20 protein-coding genes are annotated in these 21,460 nt (G+C 38.1%); 8 read left to right on the top strand and 12 right to left on the bottom strand.

Translation table 11 applies throughout. The annotated features are described in order from the left end of the window. Positions 1–78: 78 nt before the first annotated feature. From Q0E19_RS05705 to Q0E19_RS05755, 11 genes are all read right to left on the bottom strand, one after another. On the bottom strand, positions 79–327 hold the full coding sequence (locus Q0E19_RS05705) for a hypothetical protein (RefSeq protein WP_294408115.1): 249 nt from the start codon (positions 325–327) through the stop codon (positions 79–81). Between the two features lie 2 nt (positions 328–329). Then, the gene (locus tag Q0E19_RS05710; protein WP_294408116.1) at positions 330–1,469 is read right to left on the bottom strand and encodes a phosphodiester glycosidase family protein; all 1,140 of its coding nucleotides are present in this window, start codon (positions 1,467–1,469) and stop codon (positions 330–332) included. Further along, positions 1,466–2,518, bottom strand: coding sequence for a bifunctional glycosyltransferase family 2/GtrA family protein (locus Q0E19_RS05715; RefSeq protein WP_294408118.1), 1,053 nt, complete (start codon positions 2,516–2,518; stop codon positions 1,466–1,468). Before Q0E19_RS05715 ends, Q0E19_RS05710 begins: the two co-directional genes overlap by 4 nt. 133 nt (positions 2,519–2,651) lie before the next feature. Then, complete coding sequence (gene sigE / locus Q0E19_RS05720) at positions 2,652–3,374, bottom strand: RNA polymerase sporulation sigma factor SigE (RefSeq protein ID WP_294408120.1); 723 nt, start codon at positions 3,372–3,374, stop codon at positions 2,652–2,654. Positions 3,375–3,392: 18 nt separating this feature from the next. Continuing rightward, complete coding sequence (locus tag Q0E19_RS05725; RefSeq protein WP_294408121.1) at positions 3,393–4,223, bottom strand: sigma-E processing peptidase SpoIIGA; 831 nt, start codon at positions 4,221–4,223, stop codon at positions 3,393–3,395. Positions 4,224–4,361: 138 nt separating this feature from the next. Further along, positions 4,362–5,771, bottom strand: a complete 1,410-nt coding sequence (locus tag Q0E19_RS05730; RefSeq protein WP_294408123.1) for an aminopeptidase — start codon at positions 5,769–5,771, stop codon at positions 4,362–4,364. A gap of 71 nt (positions 5,772–5,842) precedes the next feature. After that, positions 5,843–6,544: a lytic transglycosylase domain-containing protein gene (locus Q0E19_RS05735; RefSeq protein ID WP_294408124.1), complete on the bottom strand. Its 702-nt coding sequence runs from the start codon at positions 6,542–6,544 to the stop codon at positions 5,843–5,845. Next, positions 6,545–7,138, bottom strand: a complete 594-nt coding sequence (gene coaE / locus Q0E19_RS05740) for a dephospho-CoA kinase (RefSeq protein ID WP_294408126.1) — start codon at positions 7,136–7,138, stop codon at positions 6,545–6,547. Continuing rightward, positions 7,135–8,154 (bottom strand): L-threonylcarbamoyladenylate synthase, encoded by a 1,020-nt coding sequence (locus Q0E19_RS05745; protein WP_294408127.1) that lies wholly within the window; start codon positions 8,152–8,154, stop codon positions 7,135–7,137. Before Q0E19_RS05745 ends, coaE begins: the two co-directional genes overlap by 4 nt. A gap of 2 nt (positions 8,155–8,156) precedes the next feature. After that, positions 8,157–9,236, bottom strand: coding sequence for a peptide chain release factor 1 (prfA, locus tag Q0E19_RS05750; protein ID WP_294408128.1), 1,080 nt, complete (start codon positions 9,234–9,236; stop codon positions 8,157–8,159). A 60-nt stretch (positions 9,237–9,296) separates the two neighbouring features. After that, entirely contained in the window at positions 9,297–9,485 is a 189-nt protein-coding gene (locus tag Q0E19_RS05755; RefSeq protein WP_294408129.1) for a DUF951 domain-containing protein, read from the bottom strand. A 273-nt stretch (positions 9,486–9,758) separates the two neighbouring features. Between Q0E19_RS05755 and Q0E19_RS05760 the strand changes: the two genes are divergently transcribed. Continuing rightward, entirely contained in the window at positions 9,759–10,925 is a 1,167-nt protein-coding gene (locus Q0E19_RS05760; protein WP_294408130.1) for an FprA family A-type flavoprotein, read from the top strand. Positions 10,926–10,977: 52 nt separating this feature from the next. On the opposite strand, the gene Q0E19_RS05765 is transcribed toward Q0E19_RS05760, so the two are convergent. Beyond that, complete coding sequence (locus tag Q0E19_RS05765) at positions 10,978–11,280, bottom strand: hypothetical protein (RefSeq protein ID WP_294408131.1); 303 nt, start codon at positions 11,278–11,280, stop codon at positions 10,978–10,980. A gap of 229 nt (positions 11,281–11,509) precedes the next feature. Here Q0E19_RS05765 and Q0E19_RS05770 point away from each other — a divergent pair, with 229 nt between their 5' ends. From Q0E19_RS05770 to pyrE, 7 genes are all read left to right on the top strand, one after another. Continuing rightward, positions 11,510–12,505, top strand: coding sequence for a LacI family DNA-binding transcriptional regulator (locus Q0E19_RS05770; RefSeq protein ID WP_294408133.1), 996 nt, complete (start codon positions 11,510–11,512; stop codon positions 12,503–12,505). A 97-nt stretch (positions 12,506–12,602) separates the two neighbouring features. After that, entirely contained in the window at positions 12,603–14,057 is a 1,455-nt protein-coding gene (locus Q0E19_RS05775; RefSeq protein ID WP_294408134.1) for a sodium:alanine symporter family protein, read from the top strand. A 223-nt stretch (positions 14,058–14,280) separates the two neighbouring features. After that, positions 14,281–15,729: an extracellular solute-binding protein gene (locus Q0E19_RS05780; protein ID WP_294408136.1), complete on the top strand. Its 1,449-nt coding sequence runs from the start codon at positions 14,281–14,283 to the stop codon at positions 15,727–15,729. A gap of 59 nt (positions 15,730–15,788) precedes the next feature. Continuing rightward, positions 15,789–17,225 (top strand): extracellular solute-binding protein, encoded by a 1,437-nt coding sequence (locus Q0E19_RS05785; protein ID WP_294408137.1) that lies wholly within the window; start codon positions 15,789–15,791, stop codon positions 17,223–17,225. A gap of 176 nt (positions 17,226–17,401) precedes the next feature. Next, positions 17,402–18,109: a response regulator transcription factor gene (locus Q0E19_RS05790; protein WP_294408138.1), complete on the top strand. Its 708-nt coding sequence runs from the start codon at positions 17,402–17,404 to the stop codon at positions 18,107–18,109. Further along, complete coding sequence (locus Q0E19_RS05795; protein ID WP_294408139.1) at positions 18,084–20,645, top strand: HAMP domain-containing sensor histidine kinase; 2,562 nt, start codon at positions 18,084–18,086, stop codon at positions 20,643–20,645. The genes Q0E19_RS05790 and Q0E19_RS05795 overlap by 26 nt, the downstream gene beginning before the upstream one ends. 71 nt (positions 20,646–20,716) lie before the next feature. Then, entirely contained in the window at positions 20,717–21,373 is a 657-nt protein-coding gene (pyrE, locus tag Q0E19_RS05800) for an orotate phosphoribosyltransferase (protein WP_294408140.1), read from the top strand. The last annotated feature ends 87 nt before the right edge of the window (positions 21,374–21,460 follow it).

Raw genomic sequence — 21,460 nt, forward strand, 5'->3', positions numbered from 1 at the left:
TATACAACATAAATCCTGTTACGTCAATAAGCCATTAACATAAAAAGTCGCTCCGAATATATCAGAGCGACCATTGTATCATTCATATTTATCTTCTTTTTTGCAGTTATTGCTGTCTGCTTTAACAGAGTCATATTTTCTTTCGTAGTATACATTCATAATTGAAGTTATGATAGCAAGTATGCAAAAAATCAGTAAGAGCTTGTTAGAAGCTTTTCTATTAATAAAATTCATAACAGGATTAAGTATGTCAAGTATCCAGAATACGATAAACATTCCTGCAAGAATAATCGTTATATGAGGAAGTATCCTGTTTATACGTTTCATAATTACCCTCCAATGTAAATAATATCGCTTATGTCACGTCCGCCGCCGTCAGGCTGGTTGATAATTTCGCCGTCAAAATACATCATTGCTGATTTTCCGCCATCAAGGTTATATGCATATTTGCAGCCTTCGTCAGACATTATGGCGGCCAGTTCGCTCAAAGTTGCTCCTTTGGAGTATCCTTCATTTCTTCCGTCTACTGTGACGAAAATATAATGACCAGGTTCACAGTATCCTATTGCAGAACGTGGATTACTGCTGTTAAGATAAGTCGTTGTATTAAAAGATGATAGTACATTTCCGTTTCCGTCTAAAAGCTGCGGTCCAAAGCACCAAGCCTGCCATGCGCCTAGTGCTATAACGGTATCTGCGTTGAATTCGTCAGCAGAATAGGTCTTTACTGTTCCGTCAGTGAACAATACGCATACATCGGCATCATTAAGGTTATCTCTGTATTTTACACCGTTGCGTATAACGATACCTTCTTCGGTATTTCCATAGAAATCTCCGTTTATTGCCCATATTGCATCATGCGTCCGAGCCATTTGACTAACATTTGACTTGATATTTTTTCCGTAAGTATCATTAGCAAACGCTGTCTTTATAACTCCGGCATTTGTAACATAAACGTCTGCAACGTAATATGTTATCTTTTCGCTGCCTTCACCGACTGATTTTTTATAAATGGTTATCTCAGCATCATCTCCCGTATAGCTGTCTATTTGTTCAGAGGTGACACTTGCGTTTGTAATACTGCTTATTGCATTCTGATCGGATTCATACTGGTCTGTGCCTGTGTTATCATACCAGTTAGCAGTAGTCCTTTTCGGCTTTTTTTCTGTCTGAGGTGCAGTAGTTGTTACTGTCGGCTGAGATGTTGCAACTGAACTGCTATCCTGAGATGATGTTTCAGAATCATCAGAACTGCTGTCCGTATCAGAATTTTTGCTTGCTGACGGAAGTTCAAAAGTATTTTCCGTCTGACTGTCAACCTGTGCAACAACTGTTCCGTTTGTGTTGCCCGAATGCGGCATAACATAATCAAAAAGCATAAATACTCCAACAGCCGCCGCCATAAGTATCGTGTCTGTGATTATCATTGCCCATACTGGCATTCTTCTGCTTTTGCTTGCGTTTTTCATTTTGCAGATTCAATTCCTTTCTCTTCTTTTGCAAAAACGAAAGATCTTTGAATTACCCAGTTAAAGAAAAACAGGATAATTTCTATTATGATTTTGGCTATAAACTTGTTCTTTATCAGATATGATGTACAAAGCTTCAGCAGTACAGTGTTAAGTGTCAATATTCCGGCCGCAACAAGAAAATATTTGCCCGCAGTTTTTACAACACTGCCTTTGTTTTTAAATACAAATTTTTTATTCAGTGTGAAATTAAAGCATGAACTTATTATTCTTGCACCGATATTTGACTTTGTAACACTGTTTGTTAAAATAATAAAACCACTGTAAAAAGTATAGTCCACAAGGAAACTAAGGAGGGACGAGCATGAGAATTTCAGTATGTCTTTATATATCCTGAATGAATCTTTTATAGGATTGAAATGTGATGTTTCGTTTTTGCCTATGTAAACAGTTTCTATCGGGACTTCGAAAAATTCTATATGTTCTCTTGCACACTCTAAAAGCATATTCATTTCAAATTCATATCGTTCACCCTTTATACCAAGCATAAAAGGAATAAATTTATCTGTGAATCCTCTGAGTCCTGTCTGCGTGTCACTTACCTTTACACCTGCTGCCAGAGCGAATACAAGCTTAGTAACATTATTTCCGAATTTACTCCTTGCAGGTATCTTGCCTGTGAATTTACGGCAGCCCATAATAAGCTTGTCCGGATTTTCCGTTAACGCTGCGGCAATGCGTTTTATATCATGTATTTTGTGCTGTCCGTCAGCGTCAACTATAATTATCCCAATATTATCATCATTGCTATCAGCGATAAATTTCAGAGCTGTTTTAATACCTGCGCCTTTTCCTCTGTTTACTTCATGTTTAAGAATAGTAGCTTTTTCAGAGGCTTTTTCAAATAATTCATCTTTATCCTTTCCGCTGCCATCGTTTATAACGACAATTTTATAATCGGTCTGAGATGATATATCATCTATTATTCCAAGCATTTTTTCATCAGGTTCATATGCTGGTATAATAATATAAAATTTCTGAGGCGACATATTTTCCCTCTTTTCATACAAATTTATACTGTACTCTACAGCTTTACACATTATTATAGCACAGATACTTAAAAAATACAATAATTTCGTTTGATTTTGCATGAAAAAAAGCGGCATTTTACAGCCGCTTTGGTCAGCATATCTTTTCAAGATTGCTTCGTATAGATTTTATTATTCTTTTTTCAAGTCTAGAAATATATGATTGTGAAATACCTACTGTATCAGCTACTTGCTTTTGTGTCATTTCCTTGCCGTTTACAAGACCAAAACGCATTTGCATTATCTGTTTTTCTCGTTCGTCAAGCTTGTCTATCTCTTTTTTCAGCAGCTGTCTTTCCACCTCATTTTCTATACCTCTGTTTACCGTGTCATCATCTGTGCCGAGAATATCTGAAAGCAGAAGTTCATTTCCGTCCCAGTCGATGTTAAGCGGTTCGTCAATAGATATTTCATTTCTGTGCTGAGAAGATTTTCGGAGAAACATAAGTATCTCGTTTTCAATGCACCTTGACGCATATGTAGCAAGCTTTATATTTTTTTCGGGACAAAATGTCTTTACCGCTTTTATAAGACCGATAGAACCTATAGAAATAAGATCTTCCATACCTATCCCTGTTGATTCAAATTTCTTAGCAATGTATACCACCAATCTGAGATTGTGTACTATTAAAAGTTCTCTTGCTTTTTTTTCGTCAGTTTTTAAAAGTTCAAAAGTTTCTGCCTCTTCATCTTTTGTCAGCGGGGGAGGGAGTGAGTCAGCACCATTGATGTAATCTACACAGTCCTGAACATTTGATCCTGTAATTTTTGTGATTAAAGATGTGATCTCTCTTTTGATCTGTTTTAATATACCCATTTCTGCTCTCCTTTGGTTTTATTTTAAAAGTGTCGGGTCAAAGATGGCTCGTGATCTTGTATCATCTGATCTTAATATCCCCACACAGCATTTTATGTCAGTTTCATTTCCCATGTCATCTATAATAGTAACTTTTCCTTTTGATGTAACAGCCGCAAGTCCGCTGCCGTTCAGAGTGTTGTAAGGAACAAATCTGAAACCCACATTCTGGTACAAGCTGATATCATCTAGGTTATAATAGTCATACATTTCATTGCAGCAAAACAATACAACAGGTTCACCTGTAAAACTGTCGCATAGTCTGTTTCCTGTATCTGCCACAGCGGACAAACATACTGTATAATCTCCGTTTTGATATACTGCTTTATAGCATACAGATCTGTTATGAAATCTTCTTACAATATATTCGTATAACGTAAGAAGCAGATATGCGGATATAACGGCAGCTATAAGCTTGAAAAGTGAGATATCAAAATATGTAGTGTAATTTTTTACATATATGATTTTGCTGTCTGATATCTGCCAGTATATAAAGATCATACCTGTGTATGCGATCCTTATTGCTAAGTAAATGAACAATGTTCTGAAAAATTCAGTCGCCTTGTTAAAGCGTACAGCCGTCAAAAGAGTTAAAATAATCCCGATCCATTTTATGATCGTTATTATCACAGCAGAAATATATGTTGAACCGTCCATAATTATAACAAGCGAAAACAGACCGCCGATCAATGATGATACTGTAAATCCTGCGTTTGAAATACTTCTGTGGGTGATACGCTGTAAAGTTCTGAGGTAAACCAATGTCATAATGCAGTTTGAGATTATTAATATATCAATATATATCTTCATCAGTCCACCTCCTATGTTTCTATTATATCTGTTGGCAAGAAAAAATAATGTCGCAGTCTGGGACTTGTATCTTTTAAAATAAAAAAAATCCTGCTGTACAGAATTAACTGCACAGCAGGAAAGTGGTTTGTATTAAATTTAGTCTGCAAAGAATACAGAGAAAGCCTTATATGCCATATAGGTGTCAAGTTTAGAAGTTACTTCAAAAGGAGCGTGCATTGAAAGCACAGGTACGCCAACATCTATTACGTCGAAATTGAGGTTAGCGATATACTGAGCGACAGTTCCGCCACCGCCGCCGTCAACCTTTCCGAGTTCGCCTGTCTGCCATATAACATCGTGAGCGTCAAAAAGATTTCTTATTCTGCCAACAAATTCAGCAGATGCGTCAGATGTTCCGGATTTACCTCTTGAACCTGTAAACTTTGTTGCAACAACACCATAGTTGATCTGAGAAGCATTTCTAATCTCGAATGGTTCAATGAAAGTAGGGTCAACAGCGGCATTTACATCAGCAGAAAGACACTCAGAAGCTGAGATAACTGTTCTACCGTCAATACCATACGGCTTAGCAAGGTCAGCAATAAAGTATGGCAGATAAGAGCTGTTAAGACCGGTATTTCCGTCACTGCCTGTTTCTTCTTTATCTGTAAGAACCGTCATGCAGGTGTAATCAGGATCATTGCAATCAAGAATAGCCTGTAATGCTGTATAAGCGCAAACTCTGTCGTCCTGACCATATGCGCCTACCATACTTCTGTCAAAACCAACATCACTTGCTTTAAATGCAGGAACAGCTTCAAGTTCAGCAGAAACAAAATCATCTTCAACAATGCCGTACTTGTCAAAGAGCAGCGACATGATATTAAGCTTGACCTTGTTTGATACCTTATCGTCTTTAAAAGGTCTTGAACCAATAAGCAGATTAAGCTCTTCACCCTTTATGATCTGCGGAGCAGGTCTTTTCATCTGAGAATCTGCAAGGTGAGGAAGTATATCTGTAACGCAGAAAACAGGATCGCCCTGATCTTCACCAATTCTTACTGTAACTTTTTCGCCGTTGCCTTTTACAACAACTCCATGAAGTGACATAGGAACAGTTGTCCACTGATACTTCTTTATACCGCCGTAGTAATGTGTTTTGAACAGGCAAAGTTCCTTGTCTTCATAAAGCGGATTTTGTTTAAGGTCAAGTCTTGGAGAGTCAATGTGTGCTGCTGCCAGTCTTACACCATCTTCAAGTGATCTTTTACCCATAACAGTAAGTATAACTGCCTTTTCACGATTTACAAAATAGATCTTTTCGCCTGCGGCATATTTTTTGCCAGCCTCATATGGCTTAAAGCCCGCTTTTTCAGCAAGGATTACTGTCTGTGCGGCAGCCTCACGCTCTGTCTTGGCGTTATCAAGAAATGTCTTGTAGCCTTCGCAGAAAGCGTCAGCCTTATCAAGCTCATTATCGGAAATGCGGAGAATACCGTTTTTCTTATTGGAGAGCAGCTTGTCAGCTAAAAGCTCTCCGGCTGTTTTCTCATTGTTTTTATCCATTTTATGTTCCTCCTGTCAGAATAAAATATATAAGCAGACGATTTGCTGTTAAAGCAGATCGCTGCTAAAAATCAATTATTATCGTTATACAGATCTGAACTGTTTCTGCTGCTCAGAACATCTTTATATCCCGAATATGCTTTCTTGATTTTATTTACATAGTGTGCAGTCTGGTCATTTTCGTCAGGAATATCATTAACGTCAAAATTTTCAGCACTTATCGTGCCGTCTTCAAGCCAACCGTCAACAAGTCCCATTCCGCAATGGTATGCAGCGGCTGTAAGTTCTATTGAGCCGTCATATTTATCCATAAGATAGCTTAAATAATAAGTTCCATACTCTATATTAAGTTCCGGATCATACATATCATCATAGCTATGGTCACGCTCATCATTAAGTCGGAATTTTATCCAATCATAAGCGTCGCTCATAAGCTGCATAAGCCCTCTTGCTCCTACTGATGATTCTGCGTTAGGGTCAAAATTGCTTTCAACTTTTATCACAGAAAAAACCAGCGTAGGGTCAACGTCGTATTCATTGCTGTATTTTACAACATACTCTTCGTATTCAGTAGGGTATGTAAAACCATTAGGCGTATAGTCATCGACTTTATTTTTAAGTTCATCAAGACCGTTGAGAAGATTTTTTTTGAATACAGAACCGGCTACAAATATCAGAAGAATAAGAACTAAAGCAGCCAGAAATACAGCGCCTGCGTTAAGCTTCTTTTTCTTTTTTCGTTTAGTTGGTTTTCTTGCGTTGGAATTAGCCATTTAATTTTCCTTTATGATCTTAATTATCCTTTCCGTTTCAAGCAAAGCAGCTTCTGCGGAAGAATTATTGTAAATAACATAGTCACAGTGTTCTTTAAAGTATTCACAGCTGTGCTGAGAATTAAACCTGTTTTTTATCTGCTCTTCAGATATTCCGTCACGTTTGAGTATGCGTTGAAGACGAATATTTTCATCAGCTGCCACAGCAACTATAACATTACACAGCTTATCAGCACCTGCTTCAAATAAAGTAGGTGCGTCAAGTAAAATATATTGACACTCTTTTGACAGTTTATTTATCTGAAAAAAGATCTCATCTGTGATGTATGGGTAAATGATATTGTTAAGCGTTTCAAGCTTATGCTTGTCGGAAAATACGGACCTTGCAAGCTTTTGCCTGTCAAGCTTAAAAGCTTTATCAAAACATTCAGGAAAAATTTCCGCAAGTGCATGATTACATTCGCTTCCGTCCTGCTGGACTTTCCTCGTAACTTCATCGCAGTTTATAACAGCAAATCCGTTGCTTTGAAATGCTTGTGATACCATAGTTTTTCCTGCACCGCTTTGACCTGTAAGACCTACTACTATACTCATAATCTTATCACTCTGAATGCAGCTGCACGAATAAGTCTGTTGTATACCGCAAGACCGACTCCGTTTTTGGAAGGACATCTTGCGAAAACCTTTACTGCATTGAGTCTGTCAAGTTCTCTGAGTGAGCCAAAAAGATTTCTTGCCTGCTCTTCATCTGTGCTGCCATAAACAACATACGGTAAACCAAGACCGTCAGCATCATTTTTATCAAACACCAGCAGGGTAGTGTCATTATCACTGTTTTCTTTTACATATTCACGATATGCATCAAGTGTTCCTTCGAGAATGGTAATTTCCGCTTTTGGTGCATAGTGCTTGTATTTCATTCCAGGTGAGGCAACTTTTGCATCTGCTGCAACTATCTCAGTTACACCCTTATCGATAATAACATTTTCCGTTATTTCCTTTAAATCATCTACTGAAATAAATCCGGGACGAAGCAGACGTATGCTGTCCCTGCCCTCAAAGCATATAACTGTTGATTCTACGCCAATGCCGCAATGTCCTGCGTCTACGATAGCAGGTATTCTGTTTTGCATATCGTTGTAAACGTGCTGTGCAGATGTTGGCGATGGGCTGCCCGAAAGATTAGCCGACGGCGCAGCAATAGGAAATCCACAGGCTGAAATTATCTTTCTCGCAGTTTCATTGGAAGGCATTCTTATACCCACCGTGTCAAGTCCGCCGCTGGTTATCATTGGCACTCTGTCGGACTTTGGCATTATCATAGTCAGCGGTCCAGGCCAGAATTTCTCAGCACAGTTTATTGCAAGTCTTGGTATCTCTGTTACAAGTTCTTCAATCTGTGAAAACTCAGAGATATGAACTATAAGCGGATTATCCGCAGGTCTGCCCTTTGCTTCAAATATCTTTTTTACAGCGTCCTCATTCGAAGCATCAGCACCAAGTCCATATACCGTTTCAGTAGGTATGCCGACCACTTCACCGCTTTTCAGCAATTCTGCTGCAAGTTCAATAGAACGGTCGCTGTTATCCAGTATTTTTGTATCAAACATTACTATTCTTCTTCCTGTTTAGCAAGCTTTGCAGCCTGATCTGCTGTTGCGAGTGCATCTATCACTTCGTCAAGGTTTCCGTTAAGCACCTGTTCAAGTCTGTATATTGTAAGACCGATCCTGTGATCTGATATTCTTCCTTCCGGATAGTTATAAGTTCTTATTCTTTCAGAACGATCTCCTGTACCTACCTGTGAACGTCTGTTAGCAGCGATCTCATCATTCTGTGCCTGCTGCTTCTGGTCAAGAAGTCTTGAGCGCAGTACCTTTAAAGCCTTGTCTTTGTTTTTAAACTGCGAACGTTCGTCCTGACATTCTACGACCATTCCCGTAGGGATATGTGTTATTCTTATTGCAGAAGATGTTTTATTGATATGCTGTCCGCCGGCACCTGACGAACGAAAAACATCTATTTTAAGATCCTTTTCTTCGTTCAGATCAAGTTCAACTTCGTCAGCCTCAGGCAGCACAGCTACTGTAACAGTAGAAGTATGCACTCTGCCCTGTGATTCTGTTTCAGGAACTCTCTGTACTCTGTGAACACCGCTTTCATATTTGAAACGTGAATATGCGCCCTCACCTGAAACGCTGAAAGTTATTTCCTTGTAACCTCCAAGCTCAGTTTCATTAGCATTCATTACTTCAATACTCCACTTTTTCTGTGCAGCATACATTGAATACATTCTGAACAGTGAATTTGCGAATAAAGCAGCTTCTTCTCCGCCTGCACCGCCTCTTATCTCGATAATAACGTTTCTGTCGTCATTAGGATCTTTAGGCAGAAGCAGCAATTTAAGCTCTTCTTCAAGTTTTGCCATATCTTCTTTAGACTCTTCGTACTGAGCCTGTACCATTTCCTTGAAATCCTTGTCAAGTCCGCCTGCCTCAGTAAGCTCTACCGCTTCATCAAAAGCATCTTTTGCCTTTTTGTATTCACCAAGCTTTTCAACTATCGGTTCAAGAGTTTTGTATTCTTTCATAAGCTCGGTATATTGTTTATTATCGTTTACGACCTCAGGCTGCATAAGTCTTTCATTGATCTCGTTAAATTTATCTTCAAGTGTTTTCAGCTTTTCAAACATAGTTATTTACTCCTTGATATTATTAATGTCTAGTTTATTTTAAGATGTCTTGAAGTGCAGCTATGTTTCAGCTTCTCTGATAACACTTTTTACATTCTTTTCGGCTTTGCTGCGGGGAATCATAAATTCACGTCCGCATACGGTACAGTGCAGTTTGAAATCCATGCCGGATCTCAGCACAAGCATCTTAGTGCCGCCGCAGGGGTGCTTTTTCTTCATTACAAGTATATCGCCCTTAATGATATCCACAACTTTCACCAATCCTTTCATTAAAGATTATTTTACAGCATACAAAGCTGCTGTATCCATATATTCTTACTTATTATATCACATTTTTTTATAAATAGCAATAGGCTGTATGATAAATGGCGTTGATTGAAAATTCAGCTTTAAAATTTGCGGCCGCATATAGTGATTTTTTAGCAAATCTATTGACAATACTAAAAGCGTGTGATACAATGTAATTGTACTGATTTGGTATATTTAATGGTATATCATGTTTATATTTGTGGAGGTATGATTATGGCAGATGTTAAAATTTCAGACAGCATTATTTATATTGGTGTAGATGATAAAGATATAGATCTTTTTGAGAGTCAGTATGTAGTTCCTAATGGAATATCATACAATTCGTATGTTATCATTGATGAAAAAGTATGCGTTATGGATACTGTCGACAATCGAGCTACTGATAAGTGGTTTGCTAATCTTGAAGCAGCACTTAACGGCAGAACAGTTGATTATCTCGTAGTTCAGCATATGGAACCTGACCATGCTGGAAATATTGCAAGACTTGCAGAGAAGTATCCGGATATGAAAATTGTTGGAAATGTCAAGACATTTAATATTATGAAACAGTTTTTTACCATTGACGGACTTGATGAAAAGGCAGTTACAGTAAAGGAAGGAGATACTCTTTCACTGGGCAGCCATACACTCACTTTCGTTATGGCACCAATGGTACACTGGCCTGAAGTTATGGTAACTTATGAGCAGAGTGAAAAGGTTCTCTTCTCAGCAGACGGATTTGGTAAATTCGGCACTCTTGATACAGATGAAGACTGGGCTTGCGAGGCAAGAAGATATTACTTTAATATCGTTGGAAAATATGGCGCACAGGTTCAGGCTCTCCTGAAAAAGGCGGCAGCTCTTGATATTGATATGATACTGCCACTTCACGGACCTATCCTTAAAGAAAACCTCGGATACTATATCGGACTTTACAACACATGGTCAAGCTATGAGCCTGAATGTAAGGGCATATTCGTTGCATATGCGTCTATCCATGGAAATACCGCAAAGGCAGCTGAAAAGCTTGTGGATATGCTTAAAAAGAATGGTGCGGAAAAGGTTTCATCGGCAGATCTTTCAAGATCAGATATGGCAGAATGTATCGAGGATGCTTTTAAGTATGATAGAATGATACTTATGGCACCATCATATGATGCAGGTGTTTTCCCTGTAATGGAAGATTTCCTTATGCACCTTAAAATGAAAAATTATCAGAACAGAAAGATCGGTATAGTTGAAAATGGCTCATGGGCGCCTACTGCTGCAAGAGTTATGAAAACATATGTCGAGGGATACAAGAATATTACTCTTGCAGAACCGATAGTAACTATAAAATCATCACTTAATGAACAGTCAGAAAAGGCTCTTGAAGAGCTTGCTTCTGAAATGACAAAGTAATCTGAATAAACGAACAGCCTGCCGCTTGAAACGACAGGCTGTTATTATGTTATCAATAACCGATAGATTTTCTTATGCTTTTGAATTTCTCAAATTCCTCAGTCAGATCTTTATGACAGTTTTCAAGTCCCTCAGGTGAAAAATCCTCATGAAATTCAGCAATGAGTTTCTCGACTTTATCTATGCATTTTGTACCATACCATACAGATACATAAAGCTCGCTTTTCTTCTCATCGTCAGCTTTTCGCTTTATCGGCACTATCCTGTAATTGAAATTTGTATATAAACTTCCGCTCCACACGTTCTTTTCATCAAAAAATGTAAACGTAGGCACATCAAAATAGCCATGCAGCATCAAAATCAACTCCTCAATGACAGTATATCATAAAACAAATAAATTTTCAAGAGAAACAGCCGTTATTGTAAAATATGAATTTGTTTTTACAATGCAATGTTGCCAAAAAATATTTAGTAAATTTGTTTGTTATACATATTGGACAAAAGTAAATAATGTGATATAATTAATAATAAATATGTGATAATATTATAATATTGACTTTGCACAAGAGAGGAAATATCAGAATATGAGTACAACGATCAAGGATGTCGCAAGAGAAGCAGGGGTATCTGTTGCAACCGTTTCAAGAGTGCTTAACGGCAGCTGCAATGTTTCTGAGGACTCTGCAAAGAAAGTTAATGAAACTATCGAAAGACTTAATTATTCACCTAATTTTCTGGGACGTAACCTGAGAAAGTGTGAAACAAATGTAATATTGTGTATTATGCCAACGTCTGAGCATTCGCTGTATTCCAAAATAGTTATGGGTATGCAGTCATATGCAAGTAAAGTCGGATATGATATAATAACAGCGGTTTCTTACGGAACTTCCGCTGCTGAGATCAGACAGATGAATATGCTGTTCAACAAGACCGTAGACGGAGTAGTCTTGTTAGGTACGCAGTTTGATGCAGAGGCTCTCAACAATCTTTCAAAGAACTATAATGTTGCTCTTTGCTGTGAAGGTGTTGTGGGAGCAGATGTTCTTACTGTTGCGGTAAATGATGAATGTGCGGCTTATGACGCTGTAAATGCTCTTATCAAGAAAGGACATAAGGATATCGCTTTCATAGGTACTAATTCTGAGGGTGTTTCGTCTGTTGCAAGAGAAAATGGATATAAGCGTGCGCTTGCAGATGCAGGTATTGAATACAGAGAAGATTTTGTCTATAAGGAAACCTATGATTACGACTGCGGTGCAAGGGCTTTTGAAAGCTTTTATAAACTTGACAAGAAACCTACCGCAATATTTGCTGTTTCTGACCTGCTTGCAATTTCAGCAATACATAAAGCTTCTGAAATGGGTGTAAAAGCAGGTAAGGATATTGCGATAATGGGCTTTGATAACATTTCGATGTGTGAAATGATGATACCTACTGTTTCAACTGTTGAGCAGCCTTGTGCGAAAATGGGAGAACTGGTCATTGCAAAGCTTATAGAAAATATGAATTCATCTGTTAAGGATAATAAGTATTATACTGTCGAACATAAGATAATATTAAGACAGTCTACCGGAGATTGAGTTTGCTGGTGCAATAAAAACCATTTAAGCTGCACAATTCCTTAAATATTGTGCAGCTTTTTATTTTAATAAAAATAACGAAAGGATATTGAAAGGAATGGATAAATTCACACAAATACTAAAAACTATCGATAATGCTGTGTGGGGAATACCGCTGATCGTGCTTATAATGGCTGTTGGCATATACCTTACCATCAGACTTGGATTTCTCCAGATAGTGCATCTTCCGAAAGCACTCAAATTTATGTTTAAAAATGAGGGCGGAAGAAGCAAGGGCGAGATATCAAGCTTTGCGGCATTGTGTACAGCCTTGTCTGCTACTATCGGAACGGGTAATATCGTAGGAGTAGCAACAGCTATCGGAATTCTCGCCGGAGGCCCTGGAGCATTGTTCTGGATGTGGGCAGCTGCCTTGTTCGGAATGGCTACTAAGTATGCAGAAGGTTTTCTTGCCATAAAGTTTCGTAAGATCGACAGCGACGGTCACGTTCTTGGCGGACCATTTTACTATATCGAATATGGTATGGGCAAAAAGTGGAAATGGCTGGCTAAAGTTTTTGCATTCTTCGGTGCTTGCGTCGGAATTTTTGGTATAGGTACTTTTTCGCAGATAAATGGTATCTCATCAGCAGTGCAGACTTTCTTCGATCCTAACCTTGAAAATACCGTTCAGATCTTCGGCAGAGATTACAGCTGGGCTATTGTTATTTCTGGAATAATTGTAACGATATTTGCTGCCCTTGTAATTATCGGCGGAATAAAAAGAATTTCAGGTGTATCACAGATAATCGTTCCTTTTATGGCTGTTATCTACATAGTTGCGTGTCTTACCCTTATAATCATCAATGTTGAAAAGCTTCCTGCTGCATTGGAGTGCATATTCAAAGATGCTTTTAGCTTTAAGGCTGTAACAGGCGGAACACTTCCTATGCTGTTTGTCGCAATGAGGAACGGTGTTGCAAGAGGTATATTCTCAAATGAGGCAGGACTTGGTTCTGCACCTATCGCAGCAGCTGCTGCGCAGACAAAAGAGCCTGTTCGCCAGGGACTTGTTTCAATGTGCGGAACATTTATTGACACGATCATCGTATGTACAATGACAGGGCTTTCCATTGTAATGATGGGCAGCTATCAGGCTATAAACCCTGCAACAGATAAGTATTATGAGGGTGTAGATGTTACTATCCATGCCTTCCAGAACGGTTTCAGCTTCCTGCCTGACTCTGTTCCGTCATTTGTTTTGATGGTATGCCTTGTTTTCTTTGCATTCACTACTATCCTTGGCTGGAATTATTATGGCGAAAGATGTCTTGAATATCTTTCTAACGGAAATATGAAAGCCGTTAAAACTTATCGTTATCTGTATATTCTTGCAGTTTTCATCGGACCTTACCTTACAGTTGAGGCGGTTTGGACAATAGCAGATATCTTCAATGGTATGATGGCACTTCCTAACCTTGTGGCTATATTGGCTCTGAGTGGAATAATCGTAAAGGATACAAAACGATACAGTTTGAAGTATTCAAGAGCAAAAAGAATAAGCAAGCTTTGATCTTTGCGTATTTATAATTTTTATACAGCTCCCTTTTGATATCTCAATTGGGAGCTGTTATTGTCTAAATCAATAAATTTGAAATTGCGTTTTTGACTAATCTTACAAATATAATGTTAAATAATTTTTAGTGGGTTATTTGTTATTGACAACGATTACATGAAATGATATAATCAAAATTAAAGAAATATTTTTTCATTTTTTATATTGGAGGAAAATACAGATGAAAAATTGGAAACGCATATTTTCTGGAGCTGTTGCTTTAGTTTCTGTTTTAGGCATTGCATCCTGCGGAAACTCAGGCTCTGACAGCAAGAATGAATCTAGTTCGTATGTTGATAAGGTAAATGTTGCAGATACAGATGATATTAGCGGTATTGTTCAGAATATCGAGCCGATACCTGACGGTGCTGACGGAGAGCTCAAGTGGCTTTCTTATTTTGATATCAATCCTACGAGAAAAGCTCCTGAGAAGAGAACAGACCTTACACTTTTTGAAGGCAAGGGCGGTTCTATCAAGTATGAGCAGGTATCTTCCGTAGAGAAGTATGAACAGCTTGCAGCAAGACTTATGGCTAATGATCCACCTGATATGTTCTGGTATGAGCAGAAGATGACTTTCCCTGCTAACTGCATAAAGGAAATGTTCCAGCCTATTGATGATATCATTGATTTTGATACACCACTCTGGAGCGGTGTAAAGAATACCGCTGACCAGTTCACTCTTAACGGCAATCACTATGTTGCACCTGTAAAGTTCGTATCAAATTCAGTTCTTACATACGATAAGGATATGATAAGCGCAGCAGGTCTTGAGGATCCATATGATCTCTATATGGACGGCGACTGGGATTGGGATACATGGTATGATATGATGGACGAGTACTGTAAGGGTGCATCTGCAGACGAGGAGAGATACGGCGTAAACGGTTGGTTTGCACCATTCATATTCCAGTCTACCGGAAAAACTCTTATTCAGTATGACGCTGAAAAGGATGAATATGTATCAAACCTTAATGATGCAGATTTTACCCGTGCAGCAGATCTTCTTTATAACATCAAAAAGAACAATATGTATTACCCTGATTGGGTCGGTCAGTCAAGAGATGCTTTTAAGAAGAATATTCTTTTCTACGCTATGGGACCATGGGCTTCTATCGAATCACATACTCCTAAGGAGGGTGATAACTGGGGCGTAGTTCCTATTCCAAAGGATCCTAACGCAGACGGTCTTTATACAACTGTTGAGATAAACGCATATATGTGGGTAAAGGGTTCTGAAAAGAAAGACGCTATGAGATGCTGGTCTGAATGTGCGAGAATAGTTAATGTTCAGGATGAGTATATACAGACAGAAAAGGATAAGTTCTTTGAGAATAACCCTTATTGGACAGAAGAAATGTATGATATGGCTTATAATGAAGTAACTTCTGACAAGTATACTCAGCTTATCGACCCTGGTTATGGTATCTCTACAACACTTTCCGATGATGACGCTGCAACAAATGATACCAAGGAAGCAGTTATACCTTACCTCTATACTTCAGTAATGAAGGAAGATGAAAACGGCGCTCAGTATACATGGACTCAGCTCCGTGAAGCATATTCAACAACTGTTGAATCAGAGCTTAAGACATTTAACGAAGCATATCATAAGTTTATCGGTAAATAATCTGAATTTTAAATATGGCAGGTGTACTCATCTGCCATATTTTTGTATGGAGGATATATATGAATATAAAGAAATATACAGCGCTTACTGCGGCTTTGGTTCTGGCTTTTTCGGCAGTCAGCTGTGGAAAATCAAATGATTCATCTGCACAGACCAGTTCATATTCAGAGAAGATAGAAGTAATAGACAGCAGTGCAGATAGTGATAAAAACTCTGCATATAATTCGGTAGAAGAACTGAACGGTGAAGAGGGCGAACTTGAATGGTTCTCATATTATGACCTAAATCCTACCAGAAGTCAGCCTGAAAGAAGTACGAGCCTTGCACTTTTTGAAAACAAGGGCGGCAAAATCATTTATGCACAGACCAGCTCAATGAAGAAATATGATGACCTTGCAGCAAGACTTATGGCTGACGATCCGCCTGATATGTTTGCTTATGAGCAGAAAATGACTTTCCCTGCTAACTGTGTAAAAGAAATGTTCCAGCCTATTGAAGATGCGATCGACCTTGATGATCCGCTGTGGGCAGATGTTAAAGCAACAGCAGATGATTTTACTCTCGGCGGAAAGCATTATGTACTGCCGATAGCATATGGCGCCTTATCTGTAATGACATATAATAAAACTGTTATTGAGGCAGAAGGTTTTGATGATCCGTATGATCTCTATATGGCAGGGGAGTGGGATTGGAATTCATGGTATGACCTTATGGAAGAATACTGTGAAGGCGCACCTGCTGATGAAGAAAGGTATGGAATAAATGGTTGGTTTGCTCCATTCATTTTCCAGTCCACAGGTAAAACTCTTATAAACTATGACGCTGAGAATGATGAGTATACAGCTAATTTGTTTGATCCTGACCTTGAGCGTGCAGCGAACCTGCTGTACGATATACAGAAAAAGGGTTATTACTATTCAGACTGGGTAGGTTCAGCCACCGAAGCATTTAAAAAGAAAATACTTTTCTATGCTATGGGTGATTGGGCAGTAACACCAAAGGAAGGTGATAACTGGGGTATTGTACCTATGCCGAAAGATCCTAATGTAGATGAGCAGTATACTACCGTTTCTATAAATGCATATATGTGGGTTCGTGGTTCTGAAAAAGCCAAGGCATATAGAGTTTGGAATGAATGCTCAAAGCTTGCACAGGACGATCCTGAGTACAAGGAGATAGGAAAGAAAAAATTTTTTGAGAATAAGCCGTACTTTACAGATGAAATGTATCAGATAGTATATGAAGAGGTTATCTCAGATCATTTTATTAAATTGAATGATCCTGGCTACGGAATTTCTACTGCTCTTTCTGACGATGACGCTGCGACAAATCCTTCAAAAGAAGCTATAATCCCATTCATGTACTCTTCCGTTATGAAGTCTGATGACAGCGGTAAGCAGTATACCTGGTCGAAACTCAGAGAAACTTATAAATCTACCATTGATTCTGAGCTTGCTCAGTTCAATGAGTCATATCACAAATTTATTGCTGAATAAATAATATTAAGCTCTGTCACATTAGCTGACGGAGCTTTTTTACTGTTGAAGAAACCTTGTAAATTTATTTGCAATGTGTTATAATGTGTAGTATTAAGAAATTCTTAAGGATTTTGTTGCCCTGTTTTTAAGCAATTTATTATATTATTTTATTGTAGACGAAAGGATCGTGCCTTATGGAAAATTTAAGTCCTACTATTCTGGTTGTAGATGATGACAAGGATATAGTCAGAGCTATTGCAAAGCTTCTTGAAATGGAGGGTTATAACGTCGTTAAAGCTTATGACGGTATTGACGCTTTGGAAAAACTAAGCGAAAACAGCATACAGCTTATTCTTATCGACGTGATGATGCCTCGTCTTGATGGGCTTTCAGCTATGATGAAGATAAGAGAGAAAAAGAATATACCAATACTTGTTTTATCAGCAAAATCAGAAGATACAGATAAAGTGCTGGGACTTTCTATGGGTGCGGACGATTACATAACAAAGCCATATAATCCGATGGAGCTTGCTGCCCGTGTAAAAAGCAATCTCCGCCGATATATGCAGCTTGGAGCAATAGACACAAAAAACAAAACGGATACCTTAAAAATAGGCGGTCTGGAGCTTGACTGTGGTGCAAAAACGCTTACTGTTGACGGCGAACCTGTCAAGCTCACCGCTACGGAATTAAAGATCCTTGAACTGCTTATGCAAAACGCAGGAAGGATATTTTCAGCAGAAGAGATCTACCGAAAGGTCTGGAACGAAGATGCATACGCAGTGGAAAATACTGTAATGGTGCATATCAGACATATAAGGGAAAAGATCGAGATAAATCCGAAAGTGCCAAAGTATCTTAAGGTGGTGTGGGGTATTGGCTATAAAATTGAAAAGATCTGATACGAATGATATAAATAAAGAGAATAAGCTGTTATCCCTGCCTCTAAGGATAATAGCTGTTATTCTCGCCTGCCTTTTTGCCGGAACAGCTTTGACGGCAAAAAGTTATTCAATGCAGCTCGGAATAGAGAATTTTGAACCGGAATATTTAAAATCAGACGAATATCATACCGATGTAATGAGTATGTATGAACAGCTTTGCATAATTTCCGCCTGCTATCTGAGCAACGTTGATTCTGAATGGAATTTTCAAGGCGCAAAAACGCTTTTATCGGATCTGCAATATTATATGGATTATAATGGATACAAGTATAAGAAAACCGATAAAGGCATACAGCCTGAGTCCAGTATGTTCAACTACTATGTTTCTTTTCAGAAAGAGGACGGCAGTTTTGTTTATATGACAAATGTTGATGATCCTTTTTCTGAACTTGATATCATGTCTGAGGACGAAACTATTGATTGGTTAAAATCGAAAAACTCTAATTACATATTAAGACGAAACGGATTTGTTACAAGCGACAATGTTTCGTCAGGTGATATACTAACTTATATATTTCCAAATGCAACCAGCGGTTATTATCAGAATGAGTATATTGATTTTTCTGATTCTTATGATATAGAATCTTATCCGAGTAATTTTGTACCGGTAGGCGGCTGGTACTATGACAACTTCGGAAGATATTTCTATAATTTTGGAAATGACGATCCGATCAGATTTTATTCTTATGCTAAAAATACCACTGACGGTCAGATCGCTCGTGAAGGTATCGCAACGGAGATCTACGATTCTAAGGAAGATAAGTATTATTATTCAACTAATGATGACTATTATTATGACGAATATTACGATAGTGATGAGTGTTATGATGTTGATGAAGAAACCTATGCCAATTATGGTTTGTATTTAGAAGACACTGATAAATATAAAGCATATGGCGGCGATGATAATGCCATAACTGTTTTTATCAGCCCTAAATCAGATGTTATAAAAACAGCGGCAGCTAACTATACAAATGTTATTCGACAATACAGAAATTCACAGATATGTTTTGGCTTGTCTGTTTTTGCTTTTGTACTGCTTGCGGTATACATAATTGCAGTGTGTGGATTTGATACAGATGCTGACTCCGTATTGAAATGGAAAAAGCTGAAGTTTTTTGGAGAATGCCCTGTTGAGTTATATATAATTATCTTTATAGGTTTTCTGAGTGTTTTGGATATACTCACGGATAATTATATGTCTGTTATAATATGGTTCAGCACAATGCTGAGCATGAAAAAAAGCGGAATTGTAATTTTCGGATCTATCATAGCAGCAGTAATGTTCCCAATGATATTCTCTGTAATGCAGATAGCCGAAAAATTCAAAACTCATACGATCAAAAAGAATATTTTTATTCTAAATCTGTTAAATAAAATAAGATCAAAGTATGAAAACAGTGCTTATTATGCAAGATATCAGAAAAAGTCCATGGGACAAAAGTTTGCAAAACGATCTATAATAGTTCTTGTCGTTATTGCATTCTTTATCGTGATGCTTTCTGAATTTAACACAGAAAGCGATGTTTTTATTATTTCATGTTTTATTTCCTTAATAGTTGTGTGCGTATGTGAGTTCAGAAATCTGAAACAATATAAAGACCTTTCTAAAATCAGCGAACAGATCAGAGCTATCGGTTCTGATGAAGATAAAAATATTGAAATTTCAAAGAACTCTGTTGTGTATAATGATTCTGTTATGCTGACGCAAATTTCAGATAAGGTAAAGACTTCAGTTGAAAATCAGATCAAATCTGAAAGAATGAAGATCGAACTTGTGGCGAATGTATCACACGATCTGAAAACCCCGCTCACGTCAATAATCAGCTATATAGATCTTCTTAAGAAAATGGATCTTGATGATGAAGCGGCTGCTTACGTTCAGGTCCTTGACAAGAAATCTCAGAAACTTAAAAGTATCGTGGCAGATGTATTCAGTCTTGCAAAAGCCACCAGCGGAATCGACGTAAATCTTACTAAACTTGATTTTGTTATGCTCTTTAATCAGGCTCTTGCTGATGAATATGACAAGATACAGCAAAGCGGAAGAACAATAAAAACTGATATCAGCCAGACTAAGGCTTACGTTATGGCAGATGGTGATAAGCTTTACAGAGTGTTCCAGAACTTAATGGATAATGCGCTCAATTATTCCCTTGATGGTTCAAGAATTTTCTTTGAAATCAAAAATGAGAACGATAATATTATGTTTATATCCAAGAATATCTCTTCCTACCCCATAGAGTTCACAGCGGAGGAGATAGCAGAACGTTTTGTAAGAGGAGATAAATCCAGAACGGACGGCGGAAGCGGTCTTGGACTTTCCATTGCGAAAAGCTTTACAGAAGCCTGCGGCGGCGAGTTTAAAATCGAGCTTGACGGCGATATGTTTAAGACAGTTGTGTCTATGCCGATATATAATGACGAACCTGATGATATATTAGCTTTGCCGGAAAACAGTGAAGACCGACCTGAAGAACTCAGCAGTTTATGATTTTAGCTCTTGCATAAAAGTACAAAATATGATATAATATCTTTAGTTTAATTGTTCGGAGGTATAAGCATATGACTTACAAAGAAGAGTTTATAAAATTTATGGTTGACAGCGGTGTTCTCACTTTTGGTGATTTTACACTTAAAAGCGGAAGAAAAGCACCATATTTCATTAACTGCGGAAATTATAAGACAGGTGAGCAGCTTGCTAAGCTTGGCGGCTTTTATGCTGACTGCATAGCTGATAATAAGATACCTGTTGAAACACTTTTCGGGCCTGCATATAAGGGTATCCCTCTTGCAGTATCTGCTGTTATTGCACTCGCAACAAAGTATAATATTGATGTTTCTTACTGTTTCGACAGAAAGGAAGCAAAGGATCACGGCGAAGGCGGAATGTTCGTTGGTAAGAAGCTTACTGACGGCGAAAAAGTAATCATCATCGATGATGTTATGACTTCCGGTAAGGCACTCAGGGAATCAATGCCTAAGCTTAAATCAGCTGCTGACGTTAATGTAACTGCAATGGTGATTACTGTTGACAGAATGGAGAAAGCCCTTGATACAGAACTTTCAGCAGTTCAGCAGGCATATAAAGATTTCGGTGTAAAGGTTTATTCTATCGTTAATATCAATGATATTATTAAGGCTATTGAAGACGGCGTAGTCGAGGGTAAGGAATACCTGCCTCAGATGATCGAATACAGAAGCAAATACGGCGTCGAATAAGGCAATTCCCAATAGTTACATTTTGAAATCATTTGTAACAGTGTTGTAGCAATATGTAACACCTCTGTTCTTGAATAATTTATGAAA

It is taken from the genome of uncultured Ruminococcus sp. (assembly GCF_934476685.1).
Taxonomy (GTDB): domain Bacteria; phylum Bacillota; class Clostridia; order Oscillospirales; family Ruminococcaceae; genus Hominimerdicola.

Coding starts and splice junctions, on each gene's coding strand:
- Q0E19_RS05705 (WP_294408115.1), bottom strand. CDS start 327: ATGAAACGTATAAACAGGATACTTCCTCATATAACGATTATTCTTGCA.
- Q0E19_RS05710 (WP_294408116.1), bottom strand. CDS start 1,469: ATGAAAAACGCAAGCAAAAGCAGAAGAATGCCAGTATGGGCAATGATA.
- Q0E19_RS05715 (WP_294408118.1), bottom strand. CDS start 2,518: ATGTCGCCTCAGAAATTTTATATTATTATACCAGCATATGAACCTGAT.
- sigE (WP_294408120.1), bottom strand. CDS start 3,374: ATGGGTATATTAAAACAGATCAAAAGAGAGATCACATCTTTAATCACA.
- Q0E19_RS05725 (WP_294408121.1), bottom strand. CDS start 4,223: ATGAAGATATATATTGATATATTAATAATCTCAAACTGCATTATGACA.
- Q0E19_RS05730 (WP_294408123.1), bottom strand. CDS start 5,771: ATGGATAAAAACAATGAGAAAACAGCCGGAGAGCTTTTAGCTGACAAG.
- Q0E19_RS05735 (WP_294408124.1), bottom strand. CDS start 6,544: ATGGCTAATTCCAACGCAAGAAAACCAACTAAACGAAAAAAGAAAAAG.
- coaE (WP_294408126.1), bottom strand. CDS start 7,138: ATGAGTATAGTAGTAGGTCTTACAGGTCAAAGCGGTGCAGGAAAAACT.
- Q0E19_RS05745 (WP_294408127.1), bottom strand. CDS start 8,154: ATGTTTGATACAAAAATACTGGATAACAGCGACCGTTCTATTGAACTT.
- prfA (WP_294408128.1), bottom strand. CDS start 9,236: ATGTTTGAAAAGCTGAAAACACTTGAAGATAAATTTAACGAGATCAAT.
- Q0E19_RS05760 (WP_294408130.1), top strand. CDS start 9,759: ATGGCAGATGTTAAAATTTCAGACAGCATTATTTATATTGGTGTAGAT.
- Q0E19_RS05765 (WP_294408131.1), bottom strand. CDS start 11,280: ATGCTGCATGGCTATTTTGATGTGCCTACGTTTACATTTTTTGATGAA.
- Q0E19_RS05770 (WP_294408133.1), top strand. CDS start 11,510: ATGAGTACAACGATCAAGGATGTCGCAAGAGAAGCAGGGGTATCTGTT.
- Q0E19_RS05775 (WP_294408134.1), top strand. CDS start 12,603: ATGGATAAATTCACACAAATACTAAAAACTATCGATAATGCTGTGTGG.
- Q0E19_RS05780 (WP_294408136.1), top strand. CDS start 14,281: ATGAAAAATTGGAAACGCATATTTTCTGGAGCTGTTGCTTTAGTTTCT.
- Q0E19_RS05785 (WP_294408137.1), top strand. CDS start 15,789: ATGAATATAAAGAAATATACAGCGCTTACTGCGGCTTTGGTTCTGGCT.
- Q0E19_RS05790 (WP_294408138.1), top strand. CDS start 17,402: ATGGAAAATTTAAGTCCTACTATTCTGGTTGTAGATGATGACAAGGAT.
- pyrE (WP_294408140.1), top strand. CDS start 20,717: ATGACTTACAAAGAAGAGTTTATAAAATTTATGGTTGACAGCGGTGTT.